The organism is Shewanella sp. NKUCC01_JLK, from assembly GCF_019345615.1.
Lineage (GTDB): Bacteria > Pseudomonadota > Gammaproteobacteria > Enterobacterales > Shewanellaceae > Shewanella > Shewanella oncorhynchi.
Map to the genome: position 1 here is coordinate 102,592 of NZ_JAHKRD010000014.1, position 23,055 is coordinate 125,646.

A 23,055-nucleotide genomic window follows, 5' to 3' on the forward strand; every position below is an offset into this window, starting at 1 on the left:
GAGCTAGCTTGCTTGAGTGTGATTTGGGCTGGTGGCCTTATTGTTCACACTTTGATGTGTTTGGAGTAAAGCATGAATTTGTTGATCTTTTTCCGCCCACACTTGATTTAACCAGCGCTGGAATTCGACGCGGTACTCTGACTCAGAGAAATAACGTGCCGCATCGACTTGGGGCACGGGCAGGGCGTTAATTCGCACAATAATCTTACTGACCTTACCATTCATTACCCCAAACAGAATATCTTCAGGCGCATCTGGGTAGACGATTGTCATATCCAGCAGGTTAGTAAATTGTTCGCCCATGGCTGATAAGGTAAAGGCGATACCACCCGCTTTAGGACGTAACAAATGTTGATAAGGCGAGTTTTGGCGCTGATGTTTATCTTGGGTAAAACGGCTGCCTTCAACATAGTTAATGATTGAGGTGGGCATATTGCTAAACTTGGCACAGGCGCGGCGTGTGGTCGCTAAATCTTTGCCCTTAAGCTTTGGATTCTTTTTAAGTTTTGCTGGGCTGGTTCTATTCATAAATGGCATATCCAGCGCCCAACATCCTAGGCCCATGATGGGCACATAGGCGAGTTCTTTTTTGAGGAAGAACTTCAGCATAGGGATGTGGTTACGTAACACGTAAGTTTGCGCGGCGATATCGAATCCACTGAGGTGGTTGCTGATCAGTAAATACCAGCTGTTTTTATCGAGTCCTTCGAGCCCTTTGACATCCCACTCAATTTTAGCGATCAAATACAAAATGCCACCGTTGCAGCAGGCCCAAGCCCACATAAAACGGTTCATGACCGCAGTCACCGCATTGCGCGCATTTTGTGCTGGCATCACAAGTTTCACTAATCCGCCAATGCTGATAAGCGAGCCCCAAACGGCGGTATTAATGATCAGCAAGCTTAAGCTCAGAATAAACAACACTGAACCAGGCAGGAAATTCAACATAGTGGCGTTACCTTTATTCTTTATTCGCTTGGCTAGCGAGTTGGCTTAACACTTGATCCTTAGTGAGCCAGAGTTGATTCAGTTGTTCTTGGAAGCCAATTTTAAAATCGCGGTCATTCATATAATCGCCGCGCATTGCAGGATCAATATCGGAGACCTTGATGTGTACTTTAACGCTTGGCAACTTGCCTGTCAGGTAGTCCCAATAGCTCGGTACTGCGTCTGGGTAGTAAATGGAGACATCGACTAGCTTGTGGATCTGTTCACCCATGGCTGATAGCGCGAAGGCCATACCGCCCGCTTTAGGTTTTAGCAAATGTTGGAACTGTGAGTTTTGTTTTTGATGCTTAGCCTTGCTGAAGCGCGTGCCTTCGACAAAGTTCATCACACTCACAGGCTTAGCCTTAAACTTAGCACAGGCTTTACGTGTAATTTCAATGTCTTTGCCCTTTAACTTGGGATTCTTACGCAACTGCGCTGTGCTATAACGGCGCATAAAAGGAAAATCGAGTGCCCACCAAGCTAGGCCTAATACAGGTACAAAAATCAGCTCTTGCTTGAGGAAAAACTTTAAGAAAGGAATTTTTCGGTTAAAAATCCGCTGCAGGATCAGGATATCGACCCAAGACTGGTGGTTGGCAATCACCATATACCACTCTTTAGTGGAAAAGTCGGTGTCACCACTCAGTTCTATTTTAACGGGATGTAAGCAACGCTCAATCACGCCATTGACGCTGATCCAAGCGCTGGCACAAAAATCGAGCACATGACTAGTCGCAGTCCTTAATGGACTGATAGGTATCAGTTTTATAAAACTGATTAACACGATTGGGATAGTCCAAAAGACGGTATTTATAACGTAACCTAAAAATGCAATACAGCCTTTTATCTGTGAAAACAGCATTCCCATCCGAGCCCCCTGACAAAAATTGGAGGCCTATGTTACTCGGTGTAGGCGTTTGGCTCAATCTTAGGCACTGCTGGTCGGTGCATTTGTTCATCTTCACTGTAAAGCTGCTGACTCAATATTGCTGGGATAGTCGTGCGAGCAACCTATCCATAGCACGATAACCCAGTGCTTGGGCAAGATGGCGGCGTTCGGTGTTAGGTGCTTGTTCAAGATCGGCGATAGTGCGGGCGACTCTTTGTATACGATGAAAACTGCGAACCGAAAGGCCAAGCTTCACCACGCTTTGCTCCAAAAATACTAAATCAGCATCACTGAGTCCGCTGAAGCGTTTCAATTGTTTCCCTGTAAGTTCGCTATTGAGCACACCAGCACGGGCGAGTTGTAGCTCACGTGCTAGCTTAACTCGTTTGGCGATATCTTGGCTGGTTTCTGTCTGCGGCGCGGCTTGAGTTAAAGTGCCCGCGGGAAGTTTAGGCACTTCTATGGTCAAGTCGAAACGATCGAGAAACGGACCTGAAAGCCGCGAAAGGTAACGTTGGATTTGTTCAGGGCTGGATCTATGATGGCTATCCAAGTCGCCACTCGGGCTAGGATTCATCGCTGCGATTAATTGGAATCGACTCAAAAATGTCAGTTTAGCGGCGGCGCGGGAAATCACTACTTCGCCGGTTTCCATCGGTTCGCGCAGGCAATCTAAGACTTTACGCGGAAATTCAGCCACTTCATCCAAGAATAATACACCGCGATGGGCGAGGGAGATCTCACCGGGTTTTGGGATACTGCCACCGCCCACGAGGGAGATCGAAGAACTCGTGTGGTGCGGCGCCCTAAATGGTCGCTGTAAAAAATGCTGCGGTTTAATGTCGAGCCCAGCAACGGAATGAATTGCCGCCACTTCTAACGCTTCCTCATAATTGAGCGCGGGCAATAGCGCCATCATGCGGCTGGCAAGCATGGTCTTGCCAGTACCCGGCGGGCCTAGCATCAAGAGGTTGTGGTTACCCGCAGCGGCAATTTCGAGAGCTTGCTTGGCTTGATATTGGCCAATCACATCGCTCAGGCAAGTATGAGACTCGGGTGTCTCTTGGCTTACCCATTCTAACTGTGGCGCCAGTGTGGGCAGTTGGTTTTGCCCTTGTAAATACGCGGCTAGACTTTGCAGATGCGAACCAAATAACACATTGGGATAGCCGACTAGCTCGGCATCGTGGCGGTTATCTAGCGGTAAGACCAAGGCATGGTCTTGGCGCTTCGCCGCGATAATCGCGGGCAATAATCCTTGGCAGTAACGTATGTGCCCTGACAGTGCCAGCTCGCCGACAAACTCGATATTTTTTAAACTGTTAATGGGAATCTGTTCCGAAGCGGCCAATATGCCCACGGCGATGGGTAAGTCGTAGCGGCCACCTTGTTTAGGTAAATCAGCTGGCGCGAGATTGACTGTTATCCGCCGCATTGGAAACTCGAATCCCGCATTGATCAAGGCACTGCGTACTCGCTCACGGGCTTCTTTTACCGAAGCTTCGGGTAAGCCTACAAGATTAAATGCTGGTAAGCCGTTGCTGAGATGCACTTCAACTGTGACTTGAGGAGCTTCGACTCCACAACTGGCTCGGGTATTGACACAGGCTATCGCCATAAACAAATCCTTTTGTTAATTTTTTTGCGCTGAATTTGAGTGTAGCAGTAATTAATGGGAGGGGTTTCCTATCGCCTAGGTCGTTGCCCTTCTCATTAGCAAGCCGTTGACTCCGGCTTTGCTAATCGTGTGATAGGTTTGGCAATTTGCCTTATTTGAAGGTGGCAAATAGTTGATAGAAATGATAAAAAAACAAATATTGGAGTCGTGAGGTAAATATGGATATGTTGTTAGCAGAAAATTCCCCCATTCGTCAGCAGCTGCTAGAGCAAAAGTTGGCGCAGTTTAAAGACCCGCATCTTGCCCATACGCTTTCGGCATTTATTCGAAGTAGTGTCGATCTCTATCCCTGTCCAATCGAAGACTATGGCCAGTTAGGTAATAGCCGACTGGGTGGATTGCCGGATTTGCCTGTTGGCATGGATTATCCGGTGACTTTGGTCGGAAGGGAGGAGATGTTGGATGGCTATGTTGAGAGCTTTGGCCATACCCGCGAGTTTATTAATGAGCATTGGCGGGAGGACTGGCAGGATGATTGGGAGACAGATGAGGCGCATCTTTGGGACTGGGACGAGGCGGTGCAAGCCTTCCGTGTGCCCATGCAATTTATCGCACAGCTCAACTGCAGCGACCTGAAGGCGTTTCAATCTTATTTGCCTCGAGAAGGGCGATTGTTGTTCTTTTTGGAGCGCTGGCGATTCTCGGAAATGCTTCGCGGCCATGTCTATTATGTCGCTGAGGATCAGCAACTGAACTCTGGAAAAGCGATTGCCGAACCTAAGTTCGACGATGCGGTATGTGCAAACTATGAGTATGAAGAGGCTTATCAACTTCAGGGAATTGCCAGCATTAAGATGATAGCCCCTGACATGATTAATAGTGACAACCCGCATTTAGTAAAGTTAGCCAAGGCACGTTTACAAGCGCTACCAGAACCGCAACAAGCTATGGTGCTGGAGGCCTTAGCGGTTGTAGATGATGAATTGGCACCAGAGTGGCAAGATCTGCTCAAGGGCTATGAGCTGATACAATTGAATGAGCACGGGTTTATCCCTGGTCAGATTCTCACTCAATCGCAATGGGCTAATACCGACTGGCAGTCATCCAACTTGCAGGCATTGCTGGTCCCCGAGCAGCCGCTGCCGTATTACAATGGTATCGCCAGCATTAATGGCCATGGAGATAGCCGCTATAAAGCCCCCGAACTCCGCGCCGCGGCTGAGTTAGGCGGCAATGCCGAAGATTATCTGGTGCTGTTCAAAGTCGTCTATAGTGAGCACTCGATGCAGTTGAATTTTATTATCCATCGAGACGATTTAGCGTTAGGAAAATTCGATCGCATTTACTGCATATATGATTATTAGTTCATCGAAAGGTTGGCTACAGCCAACCTTTTTGCTGGGCGATACGGGCTACACAGCAATTGGAGTACACCGAGACGATTGAAGATGTATGTTGCGACCGATTAAAAGAAGAGTCACAAGCACAATTTAGTGCCTTTGAATGAATATGAGTTATAAAGGATTGATTCTGGGAGAAATGATTACGACTGAATAGATTGAGTGCTTGATAGTTATATTTAATTATTTCAATCAGTTAATAGAGGCTGGTTAACCTATGCCATTATATGAGGGCATCGTTGCACAGTCTCATTTGGTTTACCCTCCACTGAAAATCATGGTTCCCCTCCCCACGACCTTGATTCAACTTGAGCGCTAGGCTGCATTAACGTCTGAGTTCTAACTTGTATTCCTTTTAAGTCCCCGTCATTTTCTCCGTGGTTAGGTTGCAAGACTGACCATAAGGCCGCCACTTACCATCCCCATAAACATTCTGCTACTGAGCCACTCGAACTCCTTATACAGACAGGGTGTCGGAATAAATAGTCAGCATATAAAGTATACTTTGTATCATTTTGTGGTTTAATCGAAACATCTGCTGCCGATTTTAGCAACATTTTGGGCGGCGATGCGGTAACAAGGTTGTGAATCGATAATAATAAAGTGACCTCTTGTGAAGGATGACATTTGAGGGAACATGGTCGAGGAGAACTCGCCTATGCGTTCGTGGATGTTAGCGTGTGTGTTTATCTGTACTGCGGGTTTTGGTGGGGCAGCATGGGCAAAACTCGATGTGGTTTTTTTTAATCCTGGGGCTGTCGATGACAGTTTTTGGGGAGATGTCGACCAATTGATGTTGGCGGCATCGACGACACTCGATATTAAACTCGATATCATTCATTCCGATCGCAATCACTTCAAGATGATCACCCAACTCGATGAGTTGTTAGCTTCTGCAAAGGCGTTACCTAATTACGTTATTCTGGTTAATGAAAAACAATCCGCGATAAAAATGCTGCAGGCGCTTTATCCTCACCCTGTCTATGTGCAATTGATTTTAAATGATATTTCCCCTGGCGAGCGTGATGCCTTGCTGCAAGATCCCCATTGGCAAGAATATCTGTTACCCGCCATTATTCCCGATAATTACGCTATTGGTTCGGCGACCGCTAAGGCCTTAATGGACGATTTAGAGGGAAAGGCGGCTAAAGTTCTGTTGATTTCGGGCGATAAATCGACGCCTGCTTCAGTGCTACGTACCCAAGGCGCCAGTGACTATTTCTTTATGCAGTCCAATGCCACTCTGACTCAAACGGTTTATGGCCAATGGAGTGAGGCTGTGGCTTATGGGCAAGCGTTAACCCTGCTGAATCGTTATCCTGATCTGAATGTGATTTGGACCGCCAGTGATCGTATGGCGATTGGGGTGCTTAAGGCATTGAAGGAAAAAGGTTTGGTGTCTGGTAAAGATGTATTTGTCGGTACGATCAATACTTCACCTGAGATTTTACAGCTTTGTCGCCAGCACTCTGTGAGTGTTATTGGTGGCGGGCATTTTTTGGTTGGCGCTTTAGGTTTGGTCGAATTGCAATATTATCAGCAGCATAAAAAATATCTCCCCTATGACAATGTTGCCTTGTTCGGTGTTTTGCAACCAGATTCGGCATTTTATCAAATGTTAGTTGCTCGAGATTGGCCACAGATTTTCCAGTCTCAGATTTTGAATAAGTTGCCACTCAAGGCGTAATAACAGGTGTACATGAAGCATCGTAATCATTCTATTAGCCACAAGATGACGCTGATTATTATTGGGGTGAGCTCGTTTTTTGCTGTGTTAACTATGCTGGTACAGTTGATTTGGAACTATCAGGATAGTATCGATAATGCGACTTCGGATATCCGCGAGTATTCAGAATCTATTTTGCCAAGCGTGGCGAAGTCACTGTGGGACGTCGACCGTAGCTTGTTATCGGATTTGCTCTCTGGACTGGGGATGATGCCATTAGTGTCGAGTGTACATTTAGACAGTATCGATGGCGTCACTATGCATCTGGGTAAACCTTTGTTAACCGATGACGAGTCGCAAACTCTATTTCACTATCCTGTGACCTATCAAGAGCAGTCAATAGCGACTTTGACCGTAGGGTTAGATACCAATCGGCTTTACTACGAGCTGTGGCGGCAGTTGATTTTTATCGTGCTCGGTAATGGGTTAAAGACCCTATTGATGATTTATTTGATTTTGACCTTAGTGCGACTCATGGTGACAGATAGATTGTCGGCACTGGAAGATTTCACTAATAAAATCAATCTTAACTCGTTAAAAAAGTTATCTGTGCCCGAGACGGTAACCGCAAGACCCGATGAAATAGCCCATGTGGCATTGTCACTTAAGGGCATGTATCAAAGGATACGTAATGATCTAGCCATCAATAAACGTCAGCAACGTGCACTGCAACAACAACAGCATTTATTGTCTGACTTGGTCAAAGAACGAACTAAAGAATTAGATTGGCAGTCGCAGTCGAATCAATTATTGGCTGAGATTTCGTTGCAATTTTTGAGCATAGATACCTGCAATGTGGATAAAACCTTAACTGAGGTATGCCACAAAATAGGTCAGTTATTTGATGTTGAAAGGGTGAGTCTTCTCGAATTCCATCAGCAGCATGCCTATTACCGCAGCTTTTGGACCAGTGACTTACACGCAAATAAGGTCCAAGTGATTTCGGTAGATAATATTGCTCAACTGGCTAAAAAATTCGAGACGGAATCGACCTTAGTGATTGAGGATCTTGAGGCGTTAAAGGCTTTTTCACCACAGGAATATGAGGTAATGAAATCCGTGGGGATATGTTCGATTGCCGCCTTTGCGATTAAAAATGCTGGGGAGTTATTGGGATTGCTCTCGCTGTCGACTGTGTCGCGGCCATTAAATTGGAACGCCCAGAAAAAGAATATGCTGACCCAATTCGCCTCCGCATTGAACGAGTTACTGCTACGCGAACAGAAAGAGCGTCAGATGATAGTGCTACAACAAGCGCTGGTTGCCGCGAATAGCCAATTAAAGGTGATGGCTGAAACCGATGAGTTAACTGGCTTAGCTAATAGACGACCCTTTACTGAAAGATTAGCTACTGTGCTACAAGCTAACACTCCAGCGGGATTGTTAATGTTGGATATCGATTATTTCAAATCCTACAACGACACTTATGGTCATCTTGAAGGCGATACTGTGCTCAAGCGAGTGGCAGATGCCTTAGCACAGTGCGATATCCTGCCGCATAATGCTCTATTGGCTCGCATTGGTGGTGAAGAGTTTGCTTTGGTCGTCGAGCAGGTCACGCCAGCACAGTTAACGGCTATTGCTACGCAACTGTGTTATCTCGTTGAGCAACTCAATATTCCCCATCAAGTATCTCCCTTGGCTGTGGTGACGATCAGTATTGGCAGCGTGTTTTTGCCATTAGATAAGATCTCGGGGTTTAAGATGGCCGACGTATTACGCCGCGCCGATGTTTGCCTCTATCGCGCTAAGGATAAAGGTCGCAACAGAGTCGAGGTTGAAGTGATTTAATGGGAGCCGGTTGAAGGTGACGTTACTCTTTCGCCAAGATATCCCAACGCGTTGCTGGATTGGCTACTGAGCTTCAAGAGTCTAGGCTCTATGCTGCAAAATTGGAGACATATTCGGTTAGCATCACCACGCCACAGACGCCCTCAATCATGCTAACTAATTGATAACATTTATGTGAAACATAGCGGTAGATAAGTCGCTAAGATAAAAATTACCCAAGGTGAGGTAATATTAGGCGGCAGATGAGATATAATCTGCCGCCTAATGTCGATTTAGCGATGCACTCTGAGTGACATCCATGCTGCCATTCTGGACGTATTTTACGTAACGCAACTAAGCAAAGCCACGACTGCATAGTCAATTCTATTGGTTTAAATGTACGTTCTAGCAGCTCAATATCAAAGCCACCGCGCTCGGATGTCTAATGCCATCGAGTCGAGTAAAATAATTAAATGCTGTATATTCAGTCGCTTCGACATAAAACATTACTTAAATGATGCAAGTGCATTAGCGCTATGCGTGGGCTGCGAGAGCGGAGTCACGCATAACTCGTGAATTTGCAGATATACTGAGTGCACCCTAAGGATTGTCATCTAAGCGATCATTCATCTTTGGGGTGAAAGTGGTCAATACAATCTTGTTGTGCAGCGACCAGACAAAGCAAACTTTGCTCAAATACAATGAATTCAACTGACTCGCGAGCAATAAAGCGCGAGTTGGTCCTAGTTAGTCCAGTGTTAAATGAAAGGTGTTACATGAGTCTCTTTGATAACGTGATGATTATATTGTGTCTAATCGGCGCGAGTTGTTTTTTCTCTATGTCAGAAATTGCACTTGCCGCTTCACGTAAAATTCGTTTACGTCAGTTAGCCGATGAGGGCGATGCACGAGCAGAAAAAGTGCTGCAGTTACAAGCCGTTCCCGGTAGCTTTTTTACGGTAGTACAAATTGGTCTTAATGCCGTTGCCATCATGGGCGGTATTGTGGGTGAGTCGGCATTTCGGCCTTACTTCTATCAGTTGCTTTCCCCTTTAGTTGCCGAGCCTTGGCTGAGCCAATTGAGCTTTGTTTTATCCTTCATAACGGTAACCAGCGCCTTTATTTTAGTCGCCGATTTAATGCCAAAACGCATTGCCATGGCGATGCCTGAGCCTGTCGCTTTAGCTGTTGTCGGGCCGATGTCTTTCTGTATTGTGCTATTACGCCCATTAGTGTGGTTTTTCAATGGCATGGCGAGTGGTATCTTTAAACTGCTGCAGATCCCAACCGTGCGTAACGATGCCATCACCTCCGACGATATTTATGCCGTCATGAATGCGGGCGCCGAAGCTGGGGTGCTAGATCGCGGTGAGCAACAGATGATGGAAAATGTGTTTGAAATGCAAACCGTTTCTGTGACTTCGGCCATGACGGCCCGTGAAAGCTTAGTGTACTTTTTACTGCAAGACAGTGAAGAAGATATCAAGCGTAAAATTTCTGAAGATCCCCATACTAAGTTCCTCGTCTGCGATGGTCAGTTAGATATGATCAAAGGCTTCGTGGATGCGAAAGAATTGCTGATCCGTGTGATCAACGGTGAGAATATCATCTTAAAAGGCAGTAACTTAATCCATACTTCGCTGATCATTCCCGATACGCTGAGCCTGTCAGAAGCGATGGAATACTTTAAAAATAGTCGCGCCGATTTTGCCGTGGTAATGAACGAATACGCCTTAGTGGTGGGGATTGTCACGACTAACGATCTACAGCGCGCCGTAATGGGGGCTTGGTCATTGCACGAGAGCGAAGAGCAGATCATCGCCCGTGATAGCAACTCTTGGTTAGTCGACGGTGTGACGCCTATTACCGACGTAATGCGCGCCTTTGGTATTGAGGAGTTTCCGCATAATCAGAACTACGAAACCATTGCTGGTTTTATGATGTATATGCTGCGTAAAATCCCTAAGCGTACGGATTTCGTGAACTATGCGGGCTATAAATTTGAGGTGGTCGATATCGATTCGTACAAGGTCGATCAGCTATTGGTGACCCGTATCGATCCTATTGATAAGCTCAACTCGCCGGATGTGTAATCCTGTCATCTTGTGTTGATTGCCTGGCGATAGAAATCCTGTGGCAATAGCTCGTTAGCACCAATTTGATCGCAACTGTTCGATAGTGAAGCGGTTCTCTTTAGCTAATTTTTTAGTTTTTTGAGAGCCGTTTCGGTTTTCTATCTCGTTGAAACTCTTCACTCGCACTTTTATTTTGTATTACTTTCCTCGTTTAAATCACATCCAAAAACGCATTAACGATGGGATCGTCAAGCCGTTTCACTTTGCAGCAGCAACCTAACTCGAACGGTGGAATCGCAACCGGCGACGAGAGCAGCTGAATGCGATCACGCACTGGGCTGTTATTGATCACCACTTCTGGGCTCATGCTCACGCCACAACCTAACGCTACCATAGAGGCGATCGCTTCTTGGCCCGACACTTGGGCGTAAATATTAGGGCTGATGCCCATTTGTTTGAACCAGTTATCGGCGCGGCGCCGTCCTGGGCCGTGATCTGGGATGATAAAGGGTACGCTCGACCAATCGATGGGCGTTTGACTCACTTGTTGCTGTACTGCACAGCGGATCGTCGGTGCGATAATCGACAGTGGCACATCGTCGATTTTGGCAAAATGTAAGCTGCTGGGGAAAGGATCGGGCAGGGCGGCGATGGCGATATCGGCGCGATTCTGCTGCACTTCTGCTAGCGCGTTGGCTGCATCTCCCGTGGTTAAGGCGATTTCGACGAAGGGATGCTCTTGGCGGAATAGATCCAATAAACCCGGTAAATGACTGTAGGCGGCAGTGACCGAGCAATACAGATTCAGCCGACCGCGCAGCACGTCCTGCTTGAGATCGATACTGTGCTTGAGCGTGCTCCAATGGTTCAAGGTCTGCTCGGCGAAGCGCTTAAACTCGTGTCCCGCGTGGGTTAAGGTCACGCTGCGATTATCCCGCTCTAACAACTTAGCGTTCACTTCCTCTTCTAATCTTTGCAGGGCTCGGCTTAAGGTCGATGGGCTCACATGCATCTGCTCCGCGGTCTTGGCGAAGTGCAAACTGTCACATAAGTGCAGGTACAATTTGAGGGTACGAATATCCATAACTTATCCTGTTTAGCCTGAGCTTGAGTGCTGCATATTGCCGCCGATGTTACTGAGCGTTATTGCGGCTGACGTTGCGAATAATGCAATATGAAGTTCCGAATATATCATTTTAAGCAATGATAAGCATGGGTTATAGTGATTTCAATCACAACCAAGTCGTAACATTATGTTAGTTTGGTTGCGTCCAAAATTTCTGACTTATAGGTGGTATATCAGATGGCTAACTATTTTAACTCTCTGAATTTACGTCAACAATTAGCACAGCTTGGCCAATGTCGTTTCATGGATCGTTCTGAGTTTAGCGACGGCTGTAACTACATCAAAGATTGGAATATTGTTATTTTAGGTTGTGGTGCTCAAGGTCTTAACCAAGGCTTGAACATGCGTGATTCGGGTCTGAATATCTCTTTTGCCCTGCGTCCTGAAGCGATTGAACAGAAACGTGCCTCATGGCAAAAAGCAACCGATAACGGTTTCCGTGTCGGTACCTTTGAAGAATTAATCCCTGCGGCGGATCTGGTTCTTAATCTGACGCCGGACAAACAGCATTCAAACGTGGTTAACGCAGTTATGCCACTGATGAAGCAAGGCTCTACCTTGTCTTACTCACACGGCTTCAACATTGTTGAAGAGGGTATGCAAGTTCGTTCCGACATCACTGTGGTGATGGTTGCGCCTAAGTGCCCTGGTACTGAAGTGCGTGAAGAATACAAACGTGGTTTTGGTGTGCCTACCCTTATCGCTGTTCACCCAGAAAACGATCCAAACGGTGACGGTTTAGAGATTGCTAAAGCCTATGCTAGCGCAACGGGTGGAGACAGAGCCGGTGTTTTACTGTCGTCTTTCATCGCAGAAGTGAAGTCGGATCTGATGGGCGAGCAAACCATTCTGTGCGGTATGTTGCAGACGGGTGCCATCTTAGGTTACGAGAAAATGATCGCCGATGGCGTTGAGCCAGGCTATGCGGCCAAGCTTATCCAGCAAGGTTGGGAAACGGTCACTGAAGCGCTGAAACACGGCGGCATCACTAACATGATGGACCGTTTGTCTAATCCAGCCAAGATTAAAGCATTTGAAATTGCAGAAGATTTAAAAGAAATTCTGCAACCATTATTTGAAAAGCACATGGATGACATCATCAGCGGCGAATTCTCACGCACTATGATGGAAGACTGGGCAAACGATGATGCGAACTTACTGCGTTGGAGAGCCGAAACTGGCGAAACAGGTTTCGAAAATGCGCCCGTATCGAGCGAGCATATCGACGAACAAACCTATTTCGACAAAGGTATTTTCCTTGTTGCTATGATCAAAGCGGGTGTGGAACTGGCGTTCGATACTATGGTGTCTGCGGGTATTGTGGAAGAGTCGGCTTATTACGAGTCACTGCATGAAACCCCACTGATCGCTAACACGATTGCTCGTAAGCGTTTGTACGAAATGAACGTAGTGATTTCAGACACAGCCGAATACGGTTGCTACCTGTTCAATCACGCTGCCGTACCTATGCTGCGTGACTATGTTAATGCCATGTCATCTGAGTATTTAGGTGCTGGCCTGAAAGACAGCGCAACCGGTGTCGACAACCTAACGCTCATCGCTGTTAACGAAGCGATTCGTGAAACGGCAGTGGAATATGTTGGCGCTGAGCTTCGCGGTTACATGACTGATATGAAGAGCATTGTTGAGGCTTAAGTGATAGTGAGTTAAGCCCAGCATTGGGGGAGAGGGTTGAGACTCAAAGGACTTGGGTCTCAGCTCAGTTCCCAAGCAAGCTCAAGATAGTGAAACGCGCATCTTGAGCTTGCTTAGTGATGAATCAGTTTAGTGAGAAACAATTTTTTCCTGTTCAGTGGGTTGTCGAGCGGGCAAAAACGACACAGTTAGTGAGTCTATCGTTAAGTAGGTGAATCGCGCCGACTGAGGCTCAACAGTTAACGTTTTACTTTGTTGTTTTGCATTGTCTCGGCAGGGAAGCTGAATTTTTTTTGACAAAAGATATTTTTTATTGTGTTTGGCCGTTGCTTTATGGTAAAGCTAATAGCTCGCGCTAGGGCAAAGCCCAAAGCGATACTAACTTTCATTCAATACCCAAATTTTAGAAACACCGATTAGGAATCCATATTGATGTTTAACCAAGCTGCCAAGCTCATTCTCGTGATTATTACCGTCGTGATTATTAAATCACAGCGGGGGCGGCGCATGGCGAACTGATAGACCTAAAAGGTTAAAAGTTTCGAAAGAACCCCCCGCTCCGAAAGGACCGGGGGGTTCTTCGTTTCAGGGCCTAGAGCAAGGTCCTAAGCTTCGAAAGAGTAAAAAATTAGCGTCGATTTTCGGCAATTCAGGACTAACGTAGCGAGAGAGAATATGGAACCAGGGCAGATGATCAGAGGTGCAGACGCGGTAATCAAAGTGTTAGCAGCACATGGAGTCACCACAGTGTTTGGTTACCCAGGTGGTGCCATTATGCCAATATACGATGCCCTCTATGGAAGCCCTGTTGAACATCTCTTAAGCCGTCACGAACAAGGCGCCGCCTTTGCCGCCGTAGGATACGCAAGAGCCAGCGGTAAAACCGGCGTGTGCTTCGCGACCTCAGGCCCAGGCGCGACTAACCTTATCACCTCGCTTGCCGATGCGTTGTTAGATTCAGTGCCTATCGTGGCCATCACAGGCCAAGTCTCCACCGCCGTTATCGGCACTGATGCGTTTCAAGAAATCGATGTGCTGGGCATGTCACTGAGCTGCACTAAGCACAGTTTTATGGTGACAAACATCAACGATCTTATCCCAACCTTATATCAAGCCTTCGAAATCGCCGCATCCGGCCGCCCTGGCCCTGTGTTGGTCGATATCCCGAAGGATATCCAACTCGCTCACCTCGAATACCGTACACCTTTGCTGGCCGTCATGAACGAACCCCAAGCCGAGATGAGTGATATCGAGGCCGCCCGTGCGCTGTTGGCAGAAGCGAAACAACCTATGTTGTATGTCGGCGGCGGTGTGGGCATGGCGGGCGCGGTCGATCAACTGCGTGAGTTTATCAAAGTAACGGGTATACCTTCGGTCGCGACCTTGAAGGGGCTGGGCAGTATCGCCCACGGCACGCCAGGTTACTTAGGCATGTTAGGCATGCATGGTGGCAAGGCGGCTAACTTAGCGGTACAGGATTGTGATTTGCTGATCGTGGTTGGCGCCCGTTTCGATGACAGAGTCACCGGCCGTTTAGCGAGCTTTGCCGACAAGGCCAAAGTGATCCATTTAGACATAGACGCCGCTGAGCTGGGCAAGTTACGTATGCCAGAGGTGGCAATCGCCGGTGACTTACGCCAAATCCTCCCCGCCTTAGCCATGTCGATGAACATTACGCCTTGGCAGGCTGAAGTGGAGCATTTATGTCGTAAGCATCAATGGGATTATCAACACCCCGGCAGTTTGATTTACGCCCCTGCGCTGCTGCGCCGTTTAGCCAATAAGTTACCCGAGGACAATGTTGTTTGTTGCGATGTGGGCCAGCACCAAATGTGGGTTGCCCAGCATATGTGGTTCCGCCGCCCTGAAGATCATCTGTCCAGCGCGGGCTTAGGCACTATGGGCTTTGGCTTACCCGCCGCCATTGGTGCGCAAGTGGCGCGTCCCGATGCGACTGTGGTGACTGTCTCTGGCGACGGTTCTTTTATGATGAATGTGCAGGAGCTGACCACCATCAAACGCCGTAAGCTGCCGGTGAAAATCGTGCTGGTTGATAACCAAAAGCTTGGCATGGTGAAGCAGTGGCAGCAGCTATTCTTTGAAGAGCGCTATAGCGAAACGGATTTATCCGATAACCCCGATTTTGTGCAATTGGCCTCCGCTTTTGATATTCCCGGCCGCACGATTTTTTCTTCCGATGAAGTGGAAGAAGCCTTAACCGAAATGTTAGCGGCTAAGGGTCCGTATTTGTTACACGTTGCAATCGACGATGCTTTTAACGTTTGGCCACTGGTGCCCCCCGGCGCATCAAACAGCGATATGATGGACGAAATGGAGAAACAAACATGATCCACTCTCTGGAATTAACGGTTCAACAACGCCCCGAAGTGCTTGAGCGTGTTTTGCGCGTGACTCGCCATCGTGGCTTTAGGATTACCCAAATGCAGATGCGCATGAATGACGACGCTAGCCTGTCGCTGGATATGGAGGTCGATAGCGAACGTGCCATCGAACTGTTAAGTAATCAGCTGAATAAACTGATTGATGTGACCCAGTGTAAGGTATTGTTACCGCTGAGCTTGCAACAAACGGCGAATGCTTAAGTATTCGCCCTGTGAATTAAGAATACGATTTTCGATTTGAGATAAAGGATACAGTCAATGCCAAAGTTACGTTCAGCTACCAGTACCGAAGGCCGCAATATGGCGGGTGCCCGTGCGCTATGGCGCGCCACAGGGGTGAAAGACAATGATTTTGGTAAGCCAATTATCGCCATTGCTAACTCCTTTACTCAGTTTGTACCGGGCCATGTGCACTTAAAAGACATGGGCTCACTGGTGGCGAGCGCCATCGAAGAAGCGGGCGGTATCGCCAAAGAATTCAATACGATCGCAGTCGATGATGGTATCGCCATGGGCCACGGCGGCATGCTTTACAGTCTGCCATCGCGCGAGCTTATCGCCGACAGTGTGGAATACATGGTTAATGCCCACTGCGCCGATGCTTTAGTGTGTATCTCCAACTGCGACAAGATCACACCTGGCATGTTGATGGCGGCGCTGCGCCTCAATATTCCCGTCGTGTTTGTCTCTGGTGGACCGATGGAAGCGGGTAAAACTAAGCTGTCGGATAAACTCATCAAGCTCGACTTAGTCGATGCTATGGTGGCGGGCGCCGATTCGAACGTGAGCGATGAAGACAGTGCCAAAATCGAGCGTAGTGCGTGCCCAACTTGTGGCTCTTGTTCGGGCATGTTTACCGCCAACTCAATGAACTGTTTAACCGAAGCCCTAGGATTATCGCTGCCGGGTAATGGCTCTATGCTAGCAACCCACGCGGATCGCCGCGAGCTGTTTTTGGAAGCGGGGCGCCGCGTGATGGCGCTGGCAAAACGTTATTATCATCAAGATGATGAATCGGCATTACCACGCAATATCGCCAACTTCAAAGCCTTCGAAAATGCCATGACCTTAGATATCGCCATGGGCGGTTCATCTAATACTGTATTGCATTTATTGGCCGCCGCGCAGGAAGCCGATGTTGATTTTACCATGGCGGATATTGACCGTATGTCACGCCTTGTGCCGCACCTTTGTAAGGTTGCGCCATCGACGCCTAAATACCATATGGAAGACGTGCACCGTGCGGGCGGCGTGATGGGGATTTTAGGTGAGCTAGACAGAGCCGGATTACTGCATACCGATGTGTTCCATGTGGCGGCCGATGAAGGTGGCAATTTGAAGTCTGTATTGGCGAAATACGATGTGATGCAGACGCAAGATGAAAAAGTAAAACATTTCTTTATGGCGGGACCTGCGGGCATTCCGACCACTAAAGCCTTTAGCCAAGATTGTCGCTGGCCGTCACTGGATAATGACAGACAAGAAGGCTGTATCCGTAGCCGCGAGTTTGCCTTCAGCCAAGAGGGCGGTCTTGCCGTATTGTCGGGTAATGTGGCCGAAAACGGCTGTATCGTTAAAACTGCGGGCGTAGATGAATCTAATCTGACCTTCATCGGCTCGGCGCGCGTTTATGAAAGCCAAGATGATGCAGTGGCGGGCATTTTAGGCGGTGAAGTGGTGGCGGGTGATGTGGTGGTTATCCGTTACGAAGGCCCGAAAGGTGGCCCGGGTATGCAAGAAATGTTGTATCCAACCAGTTACTTAAAATCACGTGGTTTAGGCAAGGCCTGCGCGCTGATAACCGACGGTCGTTTCTCTGGTGGTACTTCAGGTTTATCTATCGGCCACGTCTCACCCGAAGCGGCCGCTGGCGGCACAATCGCCTTGATTGAAAATGGCGATCGTATCGAAATTGATATACCAAAGCGCAGCATCAAGCTGGCGGTAAGCGATGCTGAACTCAATGCTCGCCGTGAAAAAATGCACAGTCTTGGCCCAATGGCGTGGAAACCAATTGGTCGCCAACGTTATGTGTCACTCGCACTTAAGGCCTACGCCATGCTAGCCACCAGTGCCGACAAGGGCGCGGTGCGCGATCGCAGTAAACTGGAGGACTAATTATGTTTACTGCATCTATGTTGCCACTTGCATCGCAAACTCAGGCGGATTTAACTCATTTTCAGTTGGCACAAAGCTATCTGCAAAAAATCCTGTTGTCATCTGTGTATGACATAGCGAAAGTGACGCCGCTTTCCAGCATGAACAAGTTATCGGCGCGTTTGGGTTGTCAGGTATTTTTGAAGCGCGAAGATATGCAGCCAGTGCATTCCTTCAAGTTACGCGGTGCCTATAACCGTATCGCCCAGCTGACGAAAGAAGAATGTCAGCGCGGTGTGGTGTGTGCTTCAGCAGGCAATCATGCTCAGGGTGTGGCGATGTCAGCGGCGAGTCGCGGTGTGGATGCTGTGATTGTGATGCCTGAGACGACGCCCGATATTAAAGTCGATGCGGTGCGCCGTTTAGGTGGCAACGTGGTATTGCACGGCCAAGCCTTCGATCAAGCCAATGGTTTTGCGATGGCGATGGCCAAAGAAGAGGGCCGAGTCTATATCGCGCCCTTCGATGATGAAGCGGTGATCGCAGGCCAAGGCACTATCGCCCAAGAGATGTTGCAGCAGCAGCGCGATCTTGAAGTGGTATTTGTGCCCGTGGGCGGTGGCGGTTTAATCGCGGGTATCGCAGCCTATTACAAGGCGGTGATGCCGCAGGTGAAAATTGTCGGCGTCGAGCCAGAAGATGCCGCTTGTTTAAAGGCGGCGATGGAAGCGGGCGAGCCGGTGACGCTGGCGCAAGTCGGTTTATTTGCCGATGGCGTGGCGGTTAAACGTATCGGCACTGAGCCGTTTCGAGTCGCGAAACTTTATGTCGATGAAGTAGTGACTGTCACTTCGGATGAAATCTGCGCTGCGGTGAAAGATATCTTCGAAGACACCCGTGCGATCGCCGAACCCGCAGGGGCCTTGTCCTTAGCTGGGCTTAAAAAATATATCAGCGCTAATGCCCATGGTGATTGCGGCAATGGTGAGAAGGTCGCCGCGATTTTAAGTGGCGCGAATGTGAATTTCCACAGTCTGCGTTATGTGTCGGAACGCTGCGAACTCGGTGAGCAGAAAGAAGCGGTACTGGCGGTGAAAGTCCCTGAGCGTCCTGGAAGTTTCTTAACATTCTGTGAGTTGCTCGATAAGCGGGTGATGACAGAGTTTAACTATCGTTTCAGTAGTCGTGATCTTGCCGTGGTGTTTGCCGGCATTCGCTTAAGCCGAGGCCAAGGTGAGCTAGAACAAATCATTGCCACCTTAGAGGCTAATGGTTTTGAAGTTCAGGATTTATCCGGGGATGAAACCGCGAAATTGCATGTGCGTTATATGGTCGGTGGTCATCCACCAGAGCCTTTAGAGGAGCGTTTATTTAGCTTTGAGTTTCCTGAACATCCCGGTGCGCTGCTGAAGTTTTTAACGACCTTGCAGAGCAAATGGAACATTAGTCTGTTCCATTATCGCAACCACGGCGCGGCCTTTGGCCGAGTGCTGGCGGGGTTTGAAGTACCTGCGAGTGATGCCTTGCCGTTCCAACAGTTTTTAACTGAGCTGGGTTTCGTCTATCAAGAGGAAACCCAAAGTCCTGCCTATCAGCTGTTTTTAAATGCGGGTAACGGCAACAAGGCATTACAACCTTAGCGGATAGTTATGTTAGTCATAACTAAGGCTAAAGGAGGAGCGCACAGGCGCTCCTTTTTGTGGTAGTTTTGTAGACTTAATACTCTAGCCGCCGATTAGCGCGCCACAGTTAAGTCGCTGACTTAATCCGCTGACGATTGGCTAACGAATAATAACTAGACTTCGACCTACACCTACACGCATTAAGGAGACATGATGTTACCAGCACCGCGTTTTACCGCTTTTAATCCTCCTCGCCGTATTTTAATGGGCCCTGGCCCGTCGGATGTTTATCCCGAAGTGCTTGCGGCGCAGTCCAGACCTACGGTTGGCCACTTAGATCCGCTGTTTGTGGGCATGATGGATGAGCTTAAGAGTCTGATCCAATACGCCTTCCAAACTAAAAACGAAATGACCATGGCGGTATCAGCGCCGGGCAGTGCGGGCATGGAAACCTGTTTCGTTAACTTAGTCGAGCCGGGTGAGAAGGTGATTGTCTGCCGTAACGGTGTGTTTGGTGAGCGTATGCGCCAAAACGTCGAGCGTATGGGCGCCATTGCCGTGCTGGTGGACAATGAGTGGGGCACACCTGTTGATCCTGCTGCGGTTGAAGCGGCACTGAAAGCCAATCCCGATGCCAAATTTTTAGCCTTTGTGCACGCCGAAACCTCAACTGGCGCCTTGTCCGATGCCAAAACTCTGTGCGCATTAGCCAAAACCTATGGTTGTTTGAGCATAGTTGATGCGGTGACTTCCCTTGGCGGCGTTGAGTTAAGAGTCGATGAATGGGGCATAGATGCTATTTATTCTGGCAGCCAAAAGTGTCTCTCCTGTGTACCGGGTTTATCGCCTGTGTCTTTCTCGCCTGCTGCCGTCGAAAAACTCAAGAATCGCAAGACCCCAGTGCAAAGTTGGTTCCTCGATCAAAGCTTAGTGATGGCCTATTGGACCAGCGCGGGCGGCAAGCGCAGTTACCATCACACTGCGCCAGTGAATGCGCTTTATGCACTGCATGAATCCCTGCGTATTTTAGCGGCCGAAGGCTTAGAGAATGCGTGGCAACGCCATCATGACATGCACTTAGTGCTGCGTGCTGGGCTGGAAAAGTTAGGGCTAAATTTTGTGGTGGCCGAAGATTCGCGTCTGCCACAACTTAACGCAGTTTACATCCACGCTGGAGTCGATGATGCCGCGGTGCGGACTCGTTTGCTCAAAGATTACAATCTCGAAATCGGCGCCGGCCTTGGCGCCCTTGCGGGCAAAGCATGGCGCATTGGCCTCATGGGTTTTGGTGCCCGTCGCGAAAATGTCGCCTTATGCCTCAAGGCATTAGAAGAGGTGTTGAACTAATATGCCAAGATTACGCCTTGCCTTTTGCGGGCTAATGATCGCTTTGCTCAGTGCCTGCTCGGTGAATAATACGAGCAATGTCTCCTGCGATTTTGTGCGCGGAACCAACAATAATCAAAGCATGCGCGACGCGAGCGGCCACGATACGGGCAGCGCCGATGAGCGGCAAAAAGATGTCGGTATCGGCTTCTTGAATGTCATCTTCGGCGGCATCAGCCGAGCACTTTCTTCCGATGATTCATCGGATGGAAAGTGTTTGTAACTTAGTTAGTTTTAGTGGTTTTGATTAAACGAAAATCCCCGAAATGCGGGGATTTTTTAATTTTGTTAATAAAGTCGCTTTTGGCAGCAGGTAATATTGATTTAGCACTGTCATTCCACTGACTCGCCGACTTTAGTTTAAAAAATAAGTTGACCCTATCGGCCCTACGGCGGTATCTGCTGTATATGGCTAGATTTATAACAAGACTAGAATGTCGCAATCATATGGATGTGAATGAGCGAGCATGTAGCCAATGGTCACTTCCACGACAGTGCTTAATCCCGTTAAACCCTTGGTATGCCTGATAGTCTGTTATTTATAATTATGCATTCCGAGAATTTAATACCGAGAATTTAACAATGGGTGGCTCGTTAAGCTTTTTTGACTTGCGGAGGAATATTATGGCTAGCAACAGAGTAAAACGATGTTTTAAATAAATTTAAGTTTGCGCTAATGCTTTCTTAGAGACATTAAACTTTTAACCTATTACATGGTAGTGATTTTGAGTACAAATCTACAGCCATTTTTTATTGTGCAATCAGATCCTGATGGTAAGGGAATACCGTATTTTATGGATAAACATTGGACTCCTGAGCTACCTGACTATGAGTTTTATGACTCACCACCATGTGAGGTTGATTTTTTAAATGCTTATTCTCTTAAAGCAAAAACATATCAACTGAATGGTGATTATTTGGTTGATGAAAATTTAGTTTCTAATGAAATGTTATACTTGTGTGAAAAATTAAAGGTTAAGTGTATTCGTATTCCTGTCGATATTAACTTGCATCAAGGATTTCGTCTGCAGAAAAAGTACTTTTTATTTTTTCCACTAAGTTATTTGTCTATCTTAGATAAGGATGAGTCCACTTATACTATCTCGATTGACTTAGATTCTGGAAAATTGAACACGCAAGAGGAACGTGGGTTAAAGAAGACATATTATGAGTCTATAGATAAATTTAAAATAAAGAATAATGTTCGTGAACATTTATTCTTTTGTAACGAGATAGCGGCTTCTGTATGTTCTATTCAGTTTAAAAACGAGTACGAGGCTCTTGGTTTGATGGGTGTGGTTTTTAAGGAAATAAATGATAATTATCAGTATTCTGCATGGGACTGAGTGCCTCATAAAATGATAATGTTGAAGCTAAGTACAAGGAGTGAATAATGGACTGGATTGAGTTAGAAGAAAAATGCTTTGAAATTACATACGATACAATCAAGATGTTATTGTTAGAAAATAAAGATGAGGCATTCTATGCGGTATCTCTTTACACTGACAGTAGTGCCATGTCAGCATCATTAAGTGCTAGCTCTGAGGGTAAGCTTAAAAGCATTCTCGCTGCTGAAGAAGATCAGAGCATAGAGTGTGAACATTACTATAGATGGGCAGTATCTGAGTGGTTTTATGACGGATATAATGCGGGAGCCTTCTGCAAAATAAGTAAGATGCTTCGAGAGGACTCATCTCGAGAAATAAACTTTGAAAATTTTAAAAATGAACTAATTAAGACATTATCAAATGTACTAATCAGAATAAAAAGAGAACTGTCTCTTGAGCTAAATTCGACAGTGTGTTTTGTTTCAATTACTGACGATGATGAGTCTGAGGGAATAGAAAACTCTTCTGCAAAATTAATAAACGATACACCACTTTTAATGGCATTTATTTCAAGATTTGACTAATTAACTGTACAGGTTTATCTATTAAAATAGAAGCTAAGTATCTTTTTGAAAAGATGACAAAGATGAAAAATATAGGACAAACGCATCTTTTCTTCATGGCGATTATTCTAAATCTTGATTCAAAAGATATGACTGCTGAGATGGTCACCTTTGTCTGGACTTCGGTTTGGGTAGTTCAGGCTATCAGAATGTACGGCAGTTTATGGGATTAAGCACTGGCATGTAAGTGACTGTTGGCGGCATGGTCGCTCATTCACATCCATGTGATCGCGACATTTGCACTTCCGTATGCAGCAGATGCCGTCGTCGAGCCCGCAGGGATGACTTATTTTTAAACCAAAGTTGGCGCGTCACTGGAATGACAGTGCTAATCGCAACTCACTAAA

Annotated in this window: 18 protein-coding genes; 14 read left to right on the plus strand and 4 right to left on the minus strand. The window is 47.2% G+C overall.

Annotated elements, in window-relative coordinates; all coding sequences use genetic code 11:
• Window positions 1-3 precede the first annotated feature (3 nt).
• The 3 genes from KO537_RS15905 to KO537_RS15915 all read right to left on the minus strand — a co-directional run bounded on the left by KO537_RS15905 (window position 4) and on the right by KO537_RS15915 (window position 3,497).
• Window positions 4-948, minus strand: coding sequence for an acyltransferase (locus KO537_RS15905; protein ID WP_219234860.1), 945 nt, complete (start codon window positions 946-948; stop codon window positions 4-6).
• Between the two features lie 13 nt (window positions 949-961).
• A complete protein-coding gene (locus tag KO537_RS15910) occupies window positions 962-1,858 on the minus strand; it encodes an acyltransferase (protein ID WP_105250476.1) in 897 nt (298 codons plus the stop codon).
• Between the two features lie 112 nt (window positions 1,859-1,970).
• Entirely contained in the window at window positions 1,971-3,497 is a 1,527-nt protein-coding gene (locus tag KO537_RS15915) for a YifB family Mg chelatase-like AAA ATPase (protein ID WP_131524934.1), read from the minus strand.
• A 218-nt stretch (window positions 3,498-3,715) separates the two neighbouring features.
• Between KO537_RS15915 and KO537_RS15920 the strand changes: the two genes are divergently transcribed.
• The 4 genes from KO537_RS15920 (at window position 3,716) to KO537_RS15935 (ending at window position 10,486) form a co-directional block, all read left to right on the plus strand.
• On the plus strand, window positions 3,716-4,861 hold the full coding sequence (locus KO537_RS15920) for a DUF1963 domain-containing protein (protein ID WP_219234862.1): 1,146 nt from the start codon (window positions 3,716-3,718) through the stop codon (window positions 4,859-4,861).
• Between the two features lie 694 nt (window positions 4,862-5,555).
• On the plus strand, window positions 5,556-6,584 hold the full coding sequence (locus tag KO537_RS15925; RefSeq protein ID WP_173248009.1) for an ABC transporter substrate-binding protein: 1,029 nt from the start codon (window positions 5,556-5,558) through the stop codon (window positions 6,582-6,584).
• Window positions 6,585-6,629: 45 nt separating this feature from the next.
• Window positions 6,630-8,414 (plus strand): GGDEF domain-containing protein, encoded by a 1,785-nt coding sequence (locus KO537_RS15930; protein ID WP_219234894.1) that lies wholly within the window; start codon window positions 6,630-6,632, stop codon window positions 8,412-8,414.
• A 755-nt stretch (window positions 8,415-9,169) separates the two neighbouring features.
• Window positions 9,170-10,486 carry a hemolysin family protein gene (locus tag KO537_RS15935; protein WP_105250472.1) on the plus strand — a complete coding sequence of 439 codons (1,317 nt, stop codon included), beginning with the start codon at window positions 9,170-9,172 and terminating at the stop codon, window positions 10,484-10,486.
• Window positions 10,487-10,679: 193 nt separating this feature from the next.
• On the opposite strand, the gene ilvY is transcribed toward KO537_RS15935, so the two are convergent.
• Window positions 10,680-11,552, minus strand: coding sequence for an HTH-type transcriptional activator IlvY (gene ilvY / locus KO537_RS15940; RefSeq protein ID WP_105250471.1), 873 nt, complete (start codon window positions 11,550-11,552; stop codon window positions 10,680-10,682).
• A gap of 219 nt (window positions 11,553-11,771) precedes the next feature.
• On the opposite strand from ilvY, the gene ilvC reads away from it, so the two are divergent.
• The 10 genes from ilvC (at window position 11,772) to KO537_RS15990 (ending at window position 22,881) form a co-directional block, all read left to right on the plus strand.
• Entirely contained in the window at window positions 11,772-13,250 is a 1,479-nt protein-coding gene (gene ilvC / locus KO537_RS15945; protein WP_131524931.1) for a ketol-acid reductoisomerase, read from the plus strand.
• A 675-nt stretch (window positions 13,251-13,925) separates the two neighbouring features.
• Window positions 13,926-15,599, plus strand: coding sequence for an acetolactate synthase 2 catalytic subunit (gene ilvG, locus KO537_RS15950; protein WP_219234864.1), 1,674 nt, complete (start codon window positions 13,926-13,928; stop codon window positions 15,597-15,599).
• On the plus strand, window positions 15,596-15,853 hold the full coding sequence (gene ilvM / locus KO537_RS15955) for an acetolactate synthase 2 small subunit (RefSeq protein WP_007651625.1): 258 nt from the start codon (window positions 15,596-15,598) through the stop codon (window positions 15,851-15,853). Before ilvG ends, ilvM begins: the two co-directional genes overlap by 4 nt.
• A gap of 57 nt (window positions 15,854-15,910) precedes the next feature.
• Window positions 15,911-17,770: a dihydroxy-acid dehydratase gene (ilvD, locus tag KO537_RS15960; protein ID WP_131524929.1), complete on the plus strand. Its 1,860-nt coding sequence runs from the start codon at window positions 15,911-15,913 to the stop codon at window positions 17,768-17,770.
• Between the two features lie 17 nt (window positions 17,771-17,787).
• A complete protein-coding gene (ilvA, locus tag KO537_RS15965) occupies window positions 17,788-19,389 on the plus strand; it encodes a threonine ammonia-lyase, biosynthetic (RefSeq protein ID WP_219234896.1) in 1,602 nt (533 codons plus the stop codon).
• A 195-nt stretch (window positions 19,390-19,584) separates the two neighbouring features.
• A complete protein-coding gene (locus KO537_RS15970; RefSeq protein WP_219234866.1) occupies window positions 19,585-20,718 on the plus strand; it encodes an alanine--glyoxylate aminotransferase family protein in 1,134 nt (377 codons plus the stop codon).
• A 1-nt stretch (window position 20,719) separates the two neighbouring features.
• Window positions 20,720-20,980, plus strand: coding sequence for a hypothetical protein (locus KO537_RS15975; protein WP_105250466.1), 261 nt, complete (start codon window positions 20,720-20,722; stop codon window positions 20,978-20,980).
• Window positions 20,981-21,476: 496 nt separating this feature from the next.
• Window positions 21,477-22,103, plus strand: coding sequence for a hypothetical protein (locus tag KO537_RS15980; protein ID WP_346729626.1), 627 nt, complete (start codon window positions 21,477-21,479; stop codon window positions 22,101-22,103).
• A 47-nt stretch (window positions 22,104-22,150) separates the two neighbouring features.
• Window positions 22,151-22,669 carry a DUF4303 domain-containing protein gene (locus KO537_RS15985; RefSeq protein WP_173247998.1) on the plus strand — a complete coding sequence of 173 codons (519 nt, stop codon included), beginning with the start codon at window positions 22,151-22,153 and terminating at the stop codon, window positions 22,667-22,669.
• Window positions 22,670-22,731: 62 nt separating this feature from the next.
• Complete coding sequence (locus tag KO537_RS15990) at window positions 22,732-22,881, plus strand: hypothetical protein (RefSeq protein WP_173247996.1); 150 nt, start codon at window positions 22,732-22,734, stop codon at window positions 22,879-22,881.
• The last annotated feature ends 174 nt before the right edge of the window (window positions 22,882-23,055 follow it).